Source organism: Curtobacterium sp. DN_7.5 (genome assembly GCF_022655355.1).
Taxonomy (GTDB): Bacteria; Actinomycetota; Actinomycetes; order Actinomycetales; family Microbacteriaceae; genus Curtobacterium; species Curtobacterium luteum.
On sequence record NZ_CP093378.1, the window covers coordinates 800,686 to 815,868 of the forward strand.

The following is a 15,183-nucleotide window of genomic DNA, read 5'->3' on the forward strand; positions in this document are numbered from 1 at the left end:
GCGGCCCGCTCAGCGGTACCGCGCTCAGCGCACCGGGTCGAGCGCCACGATGAGCACGCCCACCCACTGCGCCGCGAACGCGACGACCGTGAAGGCGTGGAAGACCTCGTGGAACCCGAAGATCGTCGGCGACGGGTTCGGGCGCTTGAAGGCATAGACCAGCGCGCCGAGGATGTACGCCACACCGCCCGACAGGATGAGGACGGTCATCGGGATGCTCGCCGCGAAGAACTGGGGGAGCAGGCCGAGCGCCGCGCACCCCAGCACGAGGTAGATCGGCACGTAGAGCCACCGCGGTGCTCCGATCCAGAGGACGCGGAACGCGATGCCGAGCGCGGCACCCGACCACATCACCCAGAGCACCACGACCATGAGCGTGTGCGGCAGGGCGCAGATCGCGATGGGCGTGTAGGTGCCCGCGATGAGCAGCAGGATGTTCGTGTGGTCGATCCGCTTGAGGATCTTCTTCACCGTCGGCCCCCACGGGAACCGGTGGTACGTCGCCGAGACGCCGAACATGAGCAGCGAGCTCGCCATGAACACCGCGCTGCCGGCCTTCGCCGCCGGTGAGGCCGCCAGGCACACGAGCACGACGCCCATCGCGATCGCGAACGGGAACGTGCCGAGGTGGATCCAGCCGCGCCAGGCAGGGCGGGGAGGTTCAGTCGCGGTCGACGCCTCTTCGGTGAAGGGGACGTGCGGGAGGGTCCCGGTGTCGTTCGTGGCCTGCATGGGGCGACAGTAGGGCCCCAGTCCGAACGTCCGCCGAACACGCTCGCGTCCTGCGGGTCCGCAGGCGTGGTGCACTACAGTCGTCCCGTGGCGAGCAGGGTGGGACCGACGGGACGGGGCATCCTCTACCGCGCCTACCAGCGTCGCATCCGGAAGCAGATCGACGGTGCGTCGATGCCGAAGCACGTCGCCATGATCGTCGACGGCAACCGTCGGTGGGCGAAGCAGCTCGGCCTCGAGACCGCGGCCCACGGACACCGGGCCGGCGCCGCGAAGATCCCCGAGTTCCTCGACTGGTGCGACGAGCTCGGCATCGAGGTCGTGACGCTCTACCTGCTCTCCTCCGACAACCTCACCGGCCGCGGCGGACAGGAGCTCGACGAACTCGTCGGGATCATCGCCGAGCTCGCCGGGGTGCTCGCCGACCACCGGGACTGGCGGGTGCAGCACGTCGGGTCGAACGAGGGGCTCCCCGCGTCGCTCGTGGACGCGCTGGCGGCCGCCGAGCAGCGCACCGCTGACCACACCGGGCTGCACGTGAACCTCGCCGTCGGGTACGGAGGACGTCGGGAGATCGCCGACGCCATGCGCAGCATCGTGCGGGCCCACGGCGAGGGCGGCGGGACGCTCGACACCCTGGCCGAGGTCCTCACGCCCGAGCTCATCGGTGACCACCTCTACACGCAGGGGCAGCCCGACCCGGACCTCGTCATCCGGACCTCGGGCGAGCAACGGCTCTCGGACTTCATGCTCTGGCAGAGCGCGCACAGCGAGTTCTACTTCGTGGAGGCGTTCTACCCGGACCTCCGCGAGGTCGACTTCCTCCGCGCCGTGCGCGACTTCGGTCTGCGGTCGCGGCGGTTCGGCGGCTGATCGTCCGGCGCCGGTCCGTAGCAGGGCAGCCGTGTCCGCCGCTGCGCGCGGCGCCGGCCTCGTTGCGCGCAACGGATCGGGTTCGGTCCCCTCGCGACCGTCCCAGTAGACTCACAGGGTTTTTCGTTCCACGGAAGGTTGCACCTGTGAACACCGACGAGTACGCCGCGGGCTTCGCCGAGGAGCCCGGCTACCTCGACCACGCCGCGTTCGGCCCCGTCCAGACCGCCGTGCTCGAGGAGCAGCGGGTGCTCGGGACGATCCAGGAGCACATGCGCTTCGGCGCGATGGAGACGCTCGACGAGCAGGACGCCCGTGTGCGCACCGTGGCCGCCCGGCTCGTCGGACGTCGCGACGACCAGGTCGTCTCGCAGACCGCCACCACCCCGGGGCTCGTGCACACCGCGTTCGGGCTGACCGGTGGGGTGCTCGTGTCCGCGGACGACTACCCGTCGATGCCGCTCGCCCTCGCCTCGGCGGCGTCGTCGACCGGCGGCCGCGTCCAGCCCGTGGTGATCGAGTCCGGCGCCGGGTGGACCACGCCCACGCTGATCGCCGAACGCCTCACCGACGACGTCACGGCGGTCGCGGTCTCGCTCGTGGACTGGCGCACCGGCTACCTCGTCGACCTCGCCGGCATCCGCGAGGTCATCGGCGACCGCCTGCTCATCGTCGACGCGATCCAGGGCTTCGGCGTCGTGGACGCCCCGTACGAGGTCGCGGACGTCGTCGCCACGGGCGGGCAGAAGTGGCTGCACGCCGGCTGGGGCACCGGCTTCGTGGCGTTCAGCGACCGGGCGCTGAACCGCCTCCGCCCGGCGCTGTCCGGCCCCGCGGGGACCACCGGCTGGCCGGACGAGGTGCCGTCGGTGCGCCCGGGCGCCGCCGGGTTCCGGTCGACGCGGATGGACCCGGTCGCGCAGGCCCGGTTGGCGGTGTCGCTCGAGCGGCTCGCGTCCGTCGGAGTCCGGGCCGTGCAGGAGCGCGTCTCGGACCGGGTCGAGCGGGTCTTCGGCATCGCGGACGAGTTCGGCCTGGTCGTGGAGTCCAGCCGCGACCCTCGCGAGCGTGCCGGTATCGTGGTGCTTCGGCCGCCGCAGGGTCGGCTGACCGCGCTGTCGGCGGCGATGCACAACCATGGCGTCACCGTGACGACGCGGTCCGGGACCGCCCGGGTGTCGCCGTTCGCGTCGACGACCGACGAGACGCTCGACATGTTCCGCGACGCCTGCCTGTCCTACGCGACGATGCCGTAGGCCGCGCCGCGCGCCTGCCCGAGACTCGCGCTGGGCGACGGTTCTCGCGCTCCGGGGCACGAGAACTGTCGCCCACCACGAGACTCGGCCCCGCGGGCGCGAGACTCGGCCCCGCGGGCGCGCGACTCGGCGGCGCACCGCCGGACAGGAGGCGCGGGGCGGGCCCGCACCGTGCCTCCAGGCCGGTGCCACACGCGTCGGGCGCGACGCGCGACACTCAGGCTGCGTTCACGCGACCGTAACCGGACAGGCCGCGTGTCGCGATTCCGCGCCGCCGACGGCAGTCGTAGGTTGACCGCATCGGGCACCGCGCCCGATCGAAGCGGCCGCAGCAGGTGCTTCGAGACCCGCTCCAGAGGCCGCGTCGAGGACAAGGACCGGGTCCTTCGCGGCCCGGGGATGGAGTGGTCGTGACCTCTCAGAACGTCTCTCGCGGAACACAGCAGCAGCACTCCGCGGACTCGTCCACACCGGTCGCCCAGCGCACGTACGTGCTCGACACCTCGGTGCTCCTCAGCGATCCGCGGGCGCTGTTCCGCTTCGCTGAGCACGCGGTCGTCCTGCCCGTGGTCGTCGTCAGCGAGCTGGAGTCGAAGCGGAACGACCCGGAGATCGGGTACTTCGCACGGCAGGCGCTCCGGATCCTCGACGACCTGCGGGTCGAGCACGAACGCCTCGACTTCCCGATCGCGATCGGCGACGGCGGCTCCCTCCGGGTCGAGCTGAACCACTCCAACCAGGCGGTCCTCCCGTCCGGGCTGCAGCTCGGCGACAACGACTCGCGGATCCTCGCGGTCGCGATGAACCTCGCGAACGACGGGCTCGACGTGGTCGTGGTGTCGAAGGACCTCCCACTGCGCGTCAAGGCGTCCTCGATCGGCATGGCTGCCGAGGAGTACCGCGCCGAACTCGCGGTCGACAGCGGCTACACGGGCCTCACCGACCTGCAGGTGTCCGGCGAGCAGATGGCCGACCTCTACGAGCACGAGGAGATCCGCTCGGCAGCACTCGCCGACGTGCCGGTCAACACCGGGGTGGTCATCCACTCCGAGCGCGGGTCGGGCCTGGGGAGGGTGCACACCGCCGGCTCGGTGGCGCTGGTGCGCGGGGACCGCGAGGTCTTCGGGCTCCGCGGGCGGTCCGCCGAGCAGCGGCTCGCGATCGACGCACTGCTCGACCCGGAGATCGGCATCGTGTCGCTCGGTGGTGCGGCCGGCACCGGCAAGTCGGCCCTCGCGCTCTGCGCCGGCCTCGAGGCGGTCCTCGAACGGCAGCAGCACAAGAAGATCATGGTCTTCCGCCCGCTCTACGCGGTCGGCGGGCAGGAGCTCGGCTACCTGCCGGGCGACGCGGCCGAGAAGATGAACCCGTGGGCGCAGGCGGTGTACGACACCCTCGGCTCGGTGGTGTCCGACAACGTGCTCGACGAGGTCGTCGAGCGGGGGATGCTCGAGGTGCTCCCGCTCACCCACATCCGCGGCCGTTCCCTCCACGATGCGTTCGTGATCGTCGACGAGGCGCAGTCGCTCGAGCGGAACGTCCTGCTCACCATGCTCTCGCGCATCGGGCAGAACTCGCGGGTCGTCCTCACGCACGACGTGGCGCAGCGGGACAACCTGCGGGTCGGGCGGCACGACGGGATCGCCTCGGTGATCGAGCGGCTCAAGGGGCACCCGCTGTTCGCGCACGTGACGCTGACGCGCTCGGAGCGGTCGGCGATCGCAGCGCTCGTGACGGAGATGCTCGACTCGCCGGACCTCGTGTAGCGCAGCGCGGTGGGCGGCCGCGCCGCTGGGCGGCCGCGCCGCTGGGCGGCGGCCGGCTGCGCTCGGCACAACCGAAGTCACCTCGAACTGCGTGATCGCGCGGTTCGGGGTGACTTCGGTTGTGCGGCGGCGACCCGCGCCGGAACATCGCCACCGCGCGACGGACGGGAGGCGCGGTGCCAGCTGGCACCGCGCCTCCCGTCCGTCTGTCGGCCGCGTCGCGCGCTGCGCGTCAGCTCGGGTGCGTCATCGAGAGCACGTCGAGCGCGCTGTCGAGCTGCTCCTCGGTGACCTCGCCCCGCTCGACGTAGCCGAGGGCGACGACGGCCTCGCGGACGGTGATGCCCTCCGCGACGGCGTACTTCGCGACCTTGGCGGCCGCCTCGTACCCGATGACACGGTTCAGCGGCGTGACGATCGACGGGGACGACTCCGCGAAGGCGCGGGCGCGGTCGAGGTTCGCCTCGAGCCCGTCGACCGTCTTGTCGGCCAGCACGCGCGAGCTGTTCGCCAGAAGGCGGATCGACTCGAGCAGCGCGGTGCCCATGACGGGGATGGCGACGTTCAGCTCGAACGCACCGGAGGCGCCGGCCCACGCGACGGTGGCGTCGTTGCCGATCACCCGCGCCGCGACCATGAGGGTGGCCTCGGGGATGACCGGGTTGACCTTGCCGGGCATGATCGACGAGCCCGGCTGGAGGTCGGGGATGTGCAGCTCGCCGAGCCCGGTGTTCGGCCCGGAACCCATCCACCGGAGGTCGTTGTTGATCTTCGTCAGGCTCACCGCGATGACCTTGAGCGCGCCGGACGCCTCGACCAGGGCGTCACGGGCGCCCTGGGCCTCGAAGTGGTCGAGCGCCTCGGTGATGGGCAGCCCGGTGTCCTCGGCGAGCTGCGCGATGACCTCCTGCGGGAAGCCCTTCGGGGTGTTGATGCCGGTGCCGACGGCGGTCCCCCCGAGGGGCACCTCCGCGACGCGGGGGAGCGTGGCGTTCACACGTTCGACCCCGAGTCGGATCTGCCGCGCGTAGCCGCCGAACTCCTGCCCGAGGGTCACCGGGGTGGCGTCCATGAGGTGCGTCCGGCCGGACTTCACGGCATCGGCCCACAGCGTCGCCTTGCGCTCGAACGCCTCCGCGAGGTGCTCGAGGGCCGGGACGAGCGTGCGGGTCAGGGCCTCGGTGACGGCGACGTGCACGGAGGTCGGGAAGACGTCGTTCGACGACTGCGACGCGTTCACGTGGTCGTTCGGGTGCACTGCCGTGCCGGCGACGTCCGAGGCCAGCGTCGCGAGGACCTCGTTCATGTTCATGTTCGAGGAGGTGCCGCTGCCGGTCTGGTACACGTCGACGGGGAACTGGTCGTGGTGCTCACCCGCGATGATCCGGTCCGCGGCGGAGACGATCGCGTCGGCCACGGGCTCGTCGATGATCCCGCGGGCACCGTTCACGATCGCCGCCGCACGCTTCACCCGGGCGAGGGCGACGATCTGCGAGGGCTCGAGGCCGCTGCCGGAGATCGGGAAGTTCTCGACGGCCCGCTGCGTCTGGGCGCGGTAGAGCGCCGACTTCGGCACCCGGACCTCGCCCATGGTGTCGTGCTCGATGCGGAACCCGTCATCGGTCGTCGCTGCGGTCTGGGTGGTGTCGGTCACGTCGTCGTGGTCCTTCCTCGGTGTGCTCCGGCGCGGTCGCGTCGGTGGGTGCTGCGGCGGAGGTGGTCCGCCGCGCCGGTCGTGACGGTCGGTCACCGTCGTGCCGGTGGTGCGTGGTCGGGGCCGGTTCGGTGGTCACGGGCCGGGCCGTTCCGGTCGTGCGGCCGGACTGTCCCGGTCGTGCGGCCGGGACGGCTGGCCGGTCGTCCGGGCCGCGTCAGGCCTGGCCGACGACGGTGTCGACCGAGACCTCGCCGGTGGCCAGGTCGTAGGTCGCCCCGACGACCGCCAACCTACCCTCGGCGACGGCGTCGGACACGGCGCCGGATCGTTCGAGGATCTGGGCGAGGCTGGCTTCGAGGTGCGCGGCACCGATCGACTCCTGCGGCAGCTCGGCGTCGGCGGTGCGGACCTTCTCGACGCTCGGGGCGATCGCGTCGACGAGGGTCTGCAGGTGCGGGGCCGGGACCGGCTCGCCCGACCGGGCCGCTGCCACGGCGCCGCACTTCGTGTGCCGGAGGACCACGAGGAGCGGGGTCCCGAGCGCGACGACCGCGAACTCGATGGAGCCGAGCACGACATCGTCGACGATCTGGCCCGCGTTGCGGATGGCGAAGAGGTCGCCGATGCCCGCGTCGAACACGTGCTCGAAGGGCACCCGCGAGTCCGAGCAGCCGAGGACGGTCGCGAACGGCGCCTGGGACCCGGCGAGCTCCGATCGGCGGTCGGGGTCGATCCGGCCGGTGCGGCGCTTGTCGGCGGCGAACCGGGCGTTGCCCTCGACGAGCAGTCGGAGGGCGTCGGACGGGGTGGAGGCGGCGCGGTCGGGCATGGGGCTCCTCGTGGGCGGCGGTCGGATCGGTTCGGGAAGCGGTGGTGGCCGGGTCGGTCAGCTGTCCGGGAACTGCTTCGAGACCGCGGTCGCGAGCGTCCGGAACGATGCCTCGTCAGCGGTGCCGGCGAGCACGAACGTGTACTTGCCCGCGGTCCGGACCAGGGCGTACGCGTCGTTGCCGGCGCCCTTGCCCTCGTCACGTCGGTCGTACACGGTCCACTTCGTGCCCGCGATCGTCACGGACCCGGTCGCCGGCTTCTGCTCGAGCTGGTTCGCGACCCAGGTGTCGTTCGCCGACACGCCCTGCTGCAGTCCGATGAACTGCTGGTCGGGCGTGAGGAAGCCCACCGTCCAGACGTCGACGCCGTCGGCTGCCTTGTCGCTGTAGTCGGCGCGGTTGGCCGAGAAGCCCTTCGGCAGCGTCGGCGCCGCGAGCGTCACGCCGGGGACGTCGGCGTCCTGCGCCACCTGCCGGTAGTCGACCGCGCGGTCGACGACCTGGGTGTCCGGTCGGACGACGACGGCCACGAGGAACAGGACGATGCCGAGCGAGGCGATCATCGCGATGACGAGGTTGAAGGCGGTCTGGTGCTGACGTCGTGCGGTGCGAGCGGCGTCCTTGCGGGCCCAGGTCTCCTCGGGGGTCTCCGCGCGGCCGAGTTCGGCGACGATCGGGCGTCCGTCGGCGTCCGTCATCAGGCGCCACCCCCGTCCGTGGCCGAGCCGCGCTCGTCGGAAGCGGCACGGGCGGCGTCGAGCCGGGCCCGTGCGCCCACGAGCCACTCTTCGCACCGCGCAGCCAGCGCCTCGCCGCGTTCCCAGAGCCCGAGCGAACGCTCGAGGGTCGCGGATCCCTGCTCGAGCTCGGCGACGACGCGCACGAGTTCGTCGCGGGCCGCTTCGTAGCTCAGCGTGGCGACGTCGACGACCTGCTCGGGTTCCTGCTGGGATGACACACCACGATCCTACCGAGCGCCCACCGACCCGGCGTCGTCCGCCCGGCGTCTGTGGAGGGACGGCGGCCGAGCCGGCCCCGTGCAGGACCGGACCCGAGGAGCTGACGCGGGACGGGCCTCCTGGCCGGGACTCAGACCGCGCCGTCCGGACCCGGCCCGTCGGGCGCGAGCGTGCCGGTGGCGGTCCCGGCGCCGAGCGTCACGTGCACGGGTGTGGCGCCGTCGAGGTCCTCCGAGGCGCGGACGACCCCGCCGTCCGCGGTCTGGACGATCGCGTAGCCGCGCCGCAGGGTGTCGCGCGGCGACAGCGCACGGAGCCTGGCCGTGAGGTGGCCGACGTCCGCGTGGGACCGCTCGAGTCGGCGGTCGACCAGCTCCCGCGCGCGGGAGAGGTCCCGCGCGACCTCTTCCGCACGGGTGTCGACGAGCCACGCCGTCGAGGCGAGCGCCGGCCGGGAGCGCAGCGCGGCGAGACGGTCGGCCTCGACCGAGAGGGTGTGCGAGAGCCGCAGGCCCAGCCGGGCACGGGCCTGCCGGACGTTCGCGAGCTCCTCGGCGACGTCGGGGACGACCCGTTTCGCCGCGTCGGTCGGGGTCGAGGCGCGGAGGTCCGCGACCTCGTCGAGGATCGGGCGGTCGGCTTCGTGCCCGATCGCGGAGACGATCGGGGTGTTCGCCGCTGCCGCTGCGCGGACGAGCCCTTCGTCGCTGAAGCCGAGCAGGTTCTGGAAGTCGCCGCCACCGCGCGCGATGACGATGACGTCGACGGTCGGGTCGGCGTCGAGCTCGCGGATCGCGGCGGTGACCTCGCCCACCGTGCGTTCGCCCTGCACCGCGGTGTGCACGGTGCGGAACTCGACCTGCGGCCAGCGGAGCTGCGCGTTCCGCTTGACGTCCTTCTCGGCGTCGGAGTCCTTGCCCGTGATCAGCCCGATGCGGTGGGGGAGGAACGGCAGGCGCTTCTTGCGCGACGGGTCGAACAGCCCCTCGGCCGCCAGGGTCCGCCGGAGCCGTTCGAGCCGTTCGAGGAGGTCGCCGAGCCCGACGTGCTTCATCTCGACGACCTGCATCGTGAGCGAACCGCCCTTGACCCAGTAGTTCGGCTTGACGGCGGCGACGACGCGGTCGCCCTGCTTGAGGTCGGCTGGCACCCGGGAACGCACGCTCGACCAGATCGAGAAGGACACGGTGGCGTCGACCTCGACGTCCTTGAGCTTGCCGTAGACGTTGCTGCCCGCGACGTTCCACTGCGTGATCTCGCCCTCGACCCAGGCGGTGCCGAGCCGGTCGATCCAGTCGCGGACCTTGGCGCCGAGGAGCGCGACGGGCCAGGGGTTGTCGGCCGTCGGCGGGCCCTGTTCGATCGCCATCTCGCTCCTTCCGAACGCGGGACACCCATGCTGCCGCAGACCGGTGACACGACCGGTCGCACCGCGCCGCGGGGACGTTCTCCACAGGCCGGTCCGTGCCCAGGTCGTGCGGGTCCCGCTCACCTATCATCGGGGACGTGACGATCACCAACGGCCACACGGTCCCCCTCGCCCCGCCGCGGGTGCACGCGGCGCGCGGTCGACTGCGGGACGAGCCGGTCGCCGGCACCAAGAAGGTGTTGCTCGCCGCCCCGCGCGGGTACTGCGCGGGCGTCGACCGTGCGGTCGTGGCCGTGGAGCAGGCGCTCGAGCAGTACGGCGAGCCGGTCTACGTGCGGAAGCAGATCGTGCACAACGTCCACGTGGTGTCGACCCTGGAGCAGCGCGGTGCGGTCTTCGTCGACGACGTCGCCGAGGTGCCCCGCGGATCCCACGTCGTGTTCAGCGCGCACGGCGTCGCACCGGCCGTCGTCGCCGGTGCAGCCGAGCGCGACCTGCACGCCATCGACGCGACCTGCCCCCTCGTCACGAAGGTGCACCGCGAGGCCACGCGCTTCGCGAAGGCCGACCGCACGATCATCCTCATCGGTCACGCCGGTCACGAGGAGGTCGAGGGCACGATGGGTCACGCGCCCGACCGCACGATCCTGGTGAACGGTCCGGACGACGTCGCGGCCCTGCAGGTTCCCGACCCGGACAACCTCGTCTGGCTGTCGCAGACCACGCTGAGCGTCGACGAGACGATGGAGACCGTCCGGCTGCTCCGCGAGAAGTTCCCCACCATCCAGGACCCGCCCTCCGACGACATCTGCTACGCCACGCAGAACCGTCAGGTCGCGATCAAGAAGGTCGCTCCCGCAGCCGACCTGGTGATCGTGGTCGGGTCGGCGAACTCGTCGAACAGCGTCCGCCTGGTCGAGGTCGCCCTCGAGCACGGCGCCGCGGCCGCGCACCGCATCGACTACGCCGAGGAGATCCGGCAGGAGTGGCTCGACGGGGTCCGGACCGTGGGCGTCACCAGCGGCGCGTCCGTGCCCGAGGAACTCGTGACCGAGGTCCTCGAGCAGCTCGCCGATGCCGGCTACGCCGCCGTCGAAGAGGTGGTCACTGCCCACGAGGACCTCATGTTCTCGCTCCCGAAGGAACTCCGGACCGATGCGTCCGGCCAGCCCACCCGGGCGCTCGGCGGGCGGCGCGCATGAGCGGCGACTGGTCCGAGGCCCCAGTGCACGACCCGGGACACGGTCGCGTCGACGACGGCCGGGAGGCCCGTCGCGGCCCCGCGACGTCGGCCGCCGCCCCGGCAGCGGGTCGCGTCCACGGCACGCCGGCACCGCAGTACGGCGAGTACGCGCCCGAGGGCTGGGTGAACCCGGTGCTCGCCGAGCAGGAGCGCGTCGAGCGCGAGGCCGAGTCCCGGGCGCTCCGGGGGCAGGCGGCCCGCGAGACCGCCGGGACACCGGCGCGACCCGGTCAGACAGGCTCCCGTCCGGCGCGCGCCGGAGGCGTCACCACCGCCCCGTCGAGCCGGTTCGGCGCCTCGCCCCTCGACTTCGGGATGACCGTCGGGCTCCTCGTGCTCGGCCTCTGGTCGGTCCTGCAGTCACTGTCGGTCGGACAGGTGGCCTCGGCGGTCCGGCAGACGTTCGAGCAGCGCTACACGACGTTCTCGGACCCGTCGGTGCTCACCGGCGCCGCGATCGTCGGAGCCGTCGCGAGCGTGGTGCTCTTCGCACTGACCCTGTGGTGGTCGATCCGTCGCCTGCGGGCACGCCGGTGGACGTTCTGGGTCCCGCTGCTCGGTGGCGTCGTGTCGACGGCCGTCAGCGTCACGGCGTTCCTCGTCGTCGTCCTGCAGGACCCCCGCTTGGTCGACGCCGTGCTGCGGTCCAGCGGCGGCGCCTGAGCGCGTCGAACCGGGTGGTGCTGCCGACTACCCCGCCAAGAAGGCCGCGACGGCGCCGTGCAGGGCCGCGAGGTCGTCGACGTGCACGAGTTCGCGGACCGAGTGCATCGACAGCAGCCCCACCCCGATGTCGATCGTCGGGATGCCGAGACGCGTCGCCGCGATCGGGCCGATGGTCGAGCCGCCGGCGATCGTGTTGACGTTCACGAACGGCTGGTACTCGACGCCCGCCTGGTCGCACGCCGCCGAGAACACCGCTTCGCCCTTCGCCTCGGTCATGTAGCGCTGGTTCGCGCTGATCTTGAGCAGGGGACCGCCTCCCGGCCGCGGGCGGTTCGTCGGGTCGTGCTTCTCCGGCTGGTTCGGGTGCACGAGGTGCCCGGCGTCGCTCGACAGCAGCCACGAGGCCCGGAACGCCCGAGCAGCGTCGGAGCGGGTGGCGCCGAGGCCCTCCTGTACGCGCCCGAGGACGTCCTCCAGAAACGGCCCGCCCGCACCCGAGGGGGTCGAGGAGCCGATCTCCTCGTGGTCGAAGGCCGCGAACACCGGGATGTGGTCCCCGTCGGACGGCGCCTCGACGACGCCTCGGATTCCGGCGTGCACGCTCGTGAGGTTGTCCATCCGTCCGGACGCCAGGAACTCGCCCGCGAGACCGATCCGGGCCGGCGCCTGGGTGTCCGCGAGGAAGAGGTCCCACGACACGGCCTCGTCGCCGACCTGGTCGCGCAGCCAGCCGAGGACGTCGGTCCCGCCGACGTCGCCGCCCACGCCGACGATCGGGATGGTGTGCCGCTGACGGTCGATCTCCTTGCCGTCGTTCACCCCGCGGTCGAGGTGGATCGCGAGGTTCGGGATCCGGGCGACTGCGCCGGTGGACACGAGCCGGATGCTGCCGTCGGCGTCGACGACCCGGCCGGCGATCCGGAGGTCGCGGTCGAACCACGTCGAGAGCAGGGCGCCGCCGTAGACCTCCACGTTCAGCTGCTCCCAGCCGAGCGTCCGCACCGCGGGGTTCGGCTTCACCCGGAAGGTCGGCGAGTCGGTGTGGGCACCGAGGATCCGGAACGGTGTCGTCGCCGTCGCCCCGGTCGGCAGACGCCAGGCGATCACCGCACCGTCCCGGACGACGACGTACGCGCCGGGCGCGGTCGGCCAGGCGTCGAGTTCGGACAGCTCCGTGAACCCGGCCGCGACGAGTCGGTCCCGTGCCGCTGCCGCCGCGTGGAACGCGGTCGGGGACTCGGTGACGTACTGGGCGAACTCGGAAGCGATGGCGTCGGCGGTCACCCGACCATCGTGGCACGGCACCACCCCGACGGCGGCCAGAGCGACCGGACGCAGCACGGGGCGCGTCCTGTCGGACGCGCCCCTGGGCCCACGCCGGCCGGTACCGGGCCGACGCGCCAGCGGCGGCCCGGCCGTGACCGGTGGGGAGCCTCCCGGCCGTTGCCTGCCGGATCAGCCCTTGGTGTGGCCGGCCGAACCGAGGACCTTCGCGGCCTCGACCACGCGGGCGGCCATGGCGGTCTCGGCGACCTTGCCCCAGGCGCGCGGGTCGTACTGCTTCTTGTTGCCGACCTCGCCGTCGATCTTGAGGACGCCGTCGTAGTTCCGGAACATCGAGTCGGCGATCGACCGGGTGAACGCGTACTGCGTGTCCGTGTCGATGTTCATCTTGATGACGCCGTTGTGCACGGCCTCGTGGATCTCGTCGTCGGTCGAGCCGGATCCGCCGTGGAAGACGAGGTCGAGCGGGTTCTCGCCGGTGCCATGCTTCGCGGCGACCGAGGCCTGGATCTCGCCGAGGAGCTCCGGACGCAGCTTGACGTTGCCGGGCTTGTAGACGCCGTGCACGTTGCCGAAGGTGAGCGCGGCGATCCAGCGGCCCTGGTCGCCGAGGCCGAGCGCGTCGACGACCTTCTCGACGTCGTTCGGGGTGGTGTAGAGCGCGTCGTTCGTGCCCTCGTGCGCGACACCGTCCTCCTCGCCGCCGACGACGCCGATCTCGACCTCGAGGATCGCGTTGATGTTCCGCGTCTTCGCGATCATCGTCTTCGCGATCTCGATGTTCTCGTCGAGCGGCACCGCCGAGCCGTCCCACATGTGGGACTGGAAGATCGGGTTGCGGCCCTGGCGGACCTCTTCCTCGCTCGCGGCGATGAGCGGGAGGACGAAACCGTCGAGCGCGTCCTTCGGGCAGTGGTCGGTGTGGAGGGCCACGGTGATGTCGTAGTTCTTCGCGACCTCGTGGGCGAACTTCGCCATCGCGAGCGCGCCGGCGGCACGGTTCTTCACCGTGTGCCCCGCGAAGTAGTCCGCACCACCGGTGGTGACCTGGAGGATGCCGTCGGAGCCGGCCTCCTGCAGCCCCTGGAGGACCGCGTTGATCGTCTGCGACGACGAGACGTTGACCGCGGGGTAGGCGAACTTGCCGGCCTTCGCTCGTTCGAGCATCTCGGCGTACTGTTCCGGCGTTGCGATGGGCACTGCGATCTCCTTCGACTTCGGTGGTGTCCTCGCTGAGCCTAGTCAGCCGCACGGGGCCCCGCCGGCCGGTTCCGGACAGCCGCGCCAGCGGCGGGCTGGCCGTGCCCGGTGGGGAGAGGCACGGTCCGGGTCACGCGCGCGCGTTCCGTCCTTGCTGCACATGCGTTCACAGCGCTCGCGACCGGCCCGCCTCGCGGCGTGCCGTCGCTACGCTGGGAGCGTGACTCCCACGACTGAGACCGGCTCCCTGTTCCTCCAGCCCGACCGCAACCTCGCGCTCGAACTCGTCCGTGCGACGGAGGCCGCCGCGATCCGTGCGCAGCCGTGGGTCGGGCGTGGGGAGAAGAACCTCGCCGACGGTGCCGCGGTCGACGCGATGCGGAAGTTCCTCGGCACGGTGAACTTCGACGGCGTCGTGGTGATCGGCGAGGGCGAGAAGGACAACGCCCCGATGCTCTACAACGGCGAGCACGTCGGCAACGGCCACGGTCCGGCGTGCGACATCGCGGTCGACCCGATCGACGGCACCTCGCTGACCGCTGCCGGCCGGCAGAACGCCATCTCGGTGATGGCCGTGTCCGACCGCGGTTCGATGTACGACCCGTCCGCCGTGTTCTACATGGACAAGATCGCCGCCGGTGCCGAGGGCCGCGGGGTCCTCGACCTGGAGAAGCCGATCGGGGAGAACATCCGGGCCCTGGCGAAGGCGAAGGACAAGGACATCGAGGACATGCAGATCGCCGTCCTCGACCGGCCCCGCCACGACGAGCTCATCCGTGCGATCCGTGCGACCGGCGCGGGGACGCGGCTGCTGCTCGACGGTGACGTCGCCGGCGGCATCTCGGCGGCGCTGCCGGGGTCGAAGATCGACATGTGCGTCGGGGTCGGCGGCACGCCGGAGGGCATCATCACCGCGTGCGCGATCAAGGCGCTCGGTGGTGTGATCCTCGGCAAGCTGCAGCCGAAGGACGACGAGGAGCGGCAGAAGGCGATCGACGCCGGCCACGATCTCGACAAGGTCCTCGACCAGGACGACCTCGTCACGGGCGACAACACGTTCTTCGTCGCGACCGGCGTCACCGACGGTGTGCTCGTGGACGGGGTCCGGCGTGAGCGCGGCGTCATCCACACGGACTCGATCGTGCTCCGGTCCCGTTCGAACACCATCCGTCGCATCCAGGCCGACCACCGCGCCGAGAAGTGGTTCTGATCCGCTGACCCGGGGGCCGACGCGCGCTCCGCGTGGCGCCGTTCGTACTCGCCCAACCGAAGTCCGTCCGAACCGGGTGTACCCGTGGTTCGGGCGGACTTCGGTTGTGCGGCACGAGCGTCCGCAAGGCCGCGCCCG

14 protein-coding genes are annotated in these 15,183 nt (G+C 72.0%); 6 read left to right on the forward strand and 8 right to left on the reverse strand.

The window, feature by feature from the left end; all coding sequences use genetic code 11:
- Nucleotides 1–24 precede the first annotated feature (24 nt).
- On the reverse strand, nt 25–732 hold the full coding sequence (trhA, locus tag MON03_RS03820) for a PAQR family membrane homeostasis protein TrhA (RefSeq protein ID WP_242090624.1): 708 nt from the start codon (nt 730–732) through the stop codon (nt 25–27).
- Nucleotides 733–819: 87 nt separating this feature from the next.
- Here trhA and MON03_RS03825 point away from each other — a divergent pair, with 87 nt between their 5' ends.
- The 3 genes from MON03_RS03825 (at nt 820) to phoH2 (ending at nt 4,627) form a co-directional block, all read left to right on the forward strand.
- Complete coding sequence (locus MON03_RS03825) at nt 820–1,605, forward strand: isoprenyl transferase (RefSeq protein WP_031272331.1); 786 nt, start codon at nt 820–822, stop codon at nt 1,603–1,605.
- A 146-nt stretch (nt 1,606–1,751) separates the two neighbouring features.
- Complete coding sequence (locus MON03_RS03830; RefSeq protein ID WP_242090626.1) at nt 1,752–2,861, forward strand: aminotransferase class V-fold PLP-dependent enzyme; 1,110 nt, start codon at nt 1,752–1,754, stop codon at nt 2,859–2,861.
- 410 nt (nt 2,862–3,271) lie between these two features.
- Entirely contained in the window at nt 3,272–4,627 is a 1,356-nt protein-coding gene (gene phoH2, locus MON03_RS03835) for an RNA 5'-3' helicase PhoH2 (RefSeq protein ID WP_242090628.1), read from the forward strand.
- A 232-nt stretch (nt 4,628–4,859) separates the two neighbouring features.
- Here the strand turns inward: phoH2 and MON03_RS03840 are convergent, their stop codons facing one another.
- The 5 genes from MON03_RS03840 to xseA form a co-directional block, all read right to left on the reverse strand.
- Nucleotides 4,860–6,281, reverse strand: a complete 1,422-nt coding sequence (locus MON03_RS03840; RefSeq protein WP_277927274.1) for a class II fumarate hydratase — start codon at nt 6,279–6,281, stop codon at nt 4,860–4,862.
- A gap of 217 nt (nt 6,282–6,498) precedes the next feature.
- Nucleotides 6,499–7,113 (reverse strand): carbonic anhydrase, encoded by a 615-nt coding sequence (locus MON03_RS03845; protein WP_022902288.1) that lies wholly within the window; start codon nt 7,111–7,113, stop codon nt 6,499–6,501.
- Nucleotides 7,114–7,170: 57 nt separating this feature from the next.
- The gene (locus MON03_RS03850; protein ID WP_022902287.1) at nt 7,171–7,812 is read right to left on the reverse strand and encodes a DUF4245 domain-containing protein; all 642 of its coding nucleotides are present in this window, start codon (nt 7,810–7,812) and stop codon (nt 7,171–7,173) included.
- On the reverse strand, nt 7,812–8,072 hold the full coding sequence (locus tag MON03_RS03855) for an exodeoxyribonuclease VII small subunit (RefSeq protein ID WP_242090630.1): 261 nt from the start codon (nt 8,070–8,072) through the stop codon (nt 7,812–7,814). The genes MON03_RS03850 and MON03_RS03855 overlap by 1 nt, the downstream gene beginning before the upstream one ends.
- Before the next feature lie 131 nt (nt 8,073–8,203).
- Nucleotides 8,204–9,442, reverse strand: coding sequence for an exodeoxyribonuclease VII large subunit (gene xseA, locus MON03_RS03860; protein ID WP_242090632.1), 1,239 nt, complete (start codon nt 9,440–9,442; stop codon nt 8,204–8,206).
- A 137-nt stretch (nt 9,443–9,579) separates the two neighbouring features.
- On the opposite strand from xseA, the gene MON03_RS03865 reads away from it, so the two are divergent.
- Entirely contained in the window at nt 9,580–10,644 is a 1,065-nt protein-coding gene (locus MON03_RS03865; RefSeq protein WP_402743432.1) for a 4-hydroxy-3-methylbut-2-enyl diphosphate reductase, read from the forward strand.
- Nucleotides 10,641–11,348: a DUF6264 family protein gene (locus tag MON03_RS03870; RefSeq protein WP_242090634.1), complete on the forward strand. Its 708-nt coding sequence runs from the start codon at nt 10,641–10,643 to the stop codon at nt 11,346–11,348. The genes MON03_RS03865 and MON03_RS03870 overlap by 4 nt, the downstream gene beginning before the upstream one ends.
- Nucleotides 11,349–11,375: 27 nt before the next feature.
- Here MON03_RS03870 and MON03_RS03875 read toward each other — a convergent pair whose 3' ends face one another.
- A complete protein-coding gene (locus tag MON03_RS03875) occupies nt 11,376–12,635 on the reverse strand; it encodes a M18 family aminopeptidase (RefSeq protein WP_188889030.1) in 1,260 nt (419 codons plus the stop codon).
- Nucleotides 12,636–12,806: 171 nt separating this feature from the next.
- Nucleotides 12,807–13,835 (reverse strand): class II fructose-bisphosphate aldolase, encoded by a 1,029-nt coding sequence (gene fbaA / locus MON03_RS03880; protein WP_175328503.1) that lies wholly within the window; start codon nt 13,833–13,835, stop codon nt 12,807–12,809.
- Between the two features lie 220 nt (nt 13,836–14,055).
- Between fbaA and glpX the strand changes: the two genes are divergently transcribed.
- Nucleotides 14,056–15,045: a class II fructose-bisphosphatase gene (gene glpX / locus MON03_RS03885; protein WP_175328504.1), complete on the forward strand. Its 990-nt coding sequence runs from the start codon at nt 14,056–14,058 to the stop codon at nt 15,043–15,045.
- The last annotated feature ends 138 nt before the right edge of the window (nt 15,046–15,183 follow it).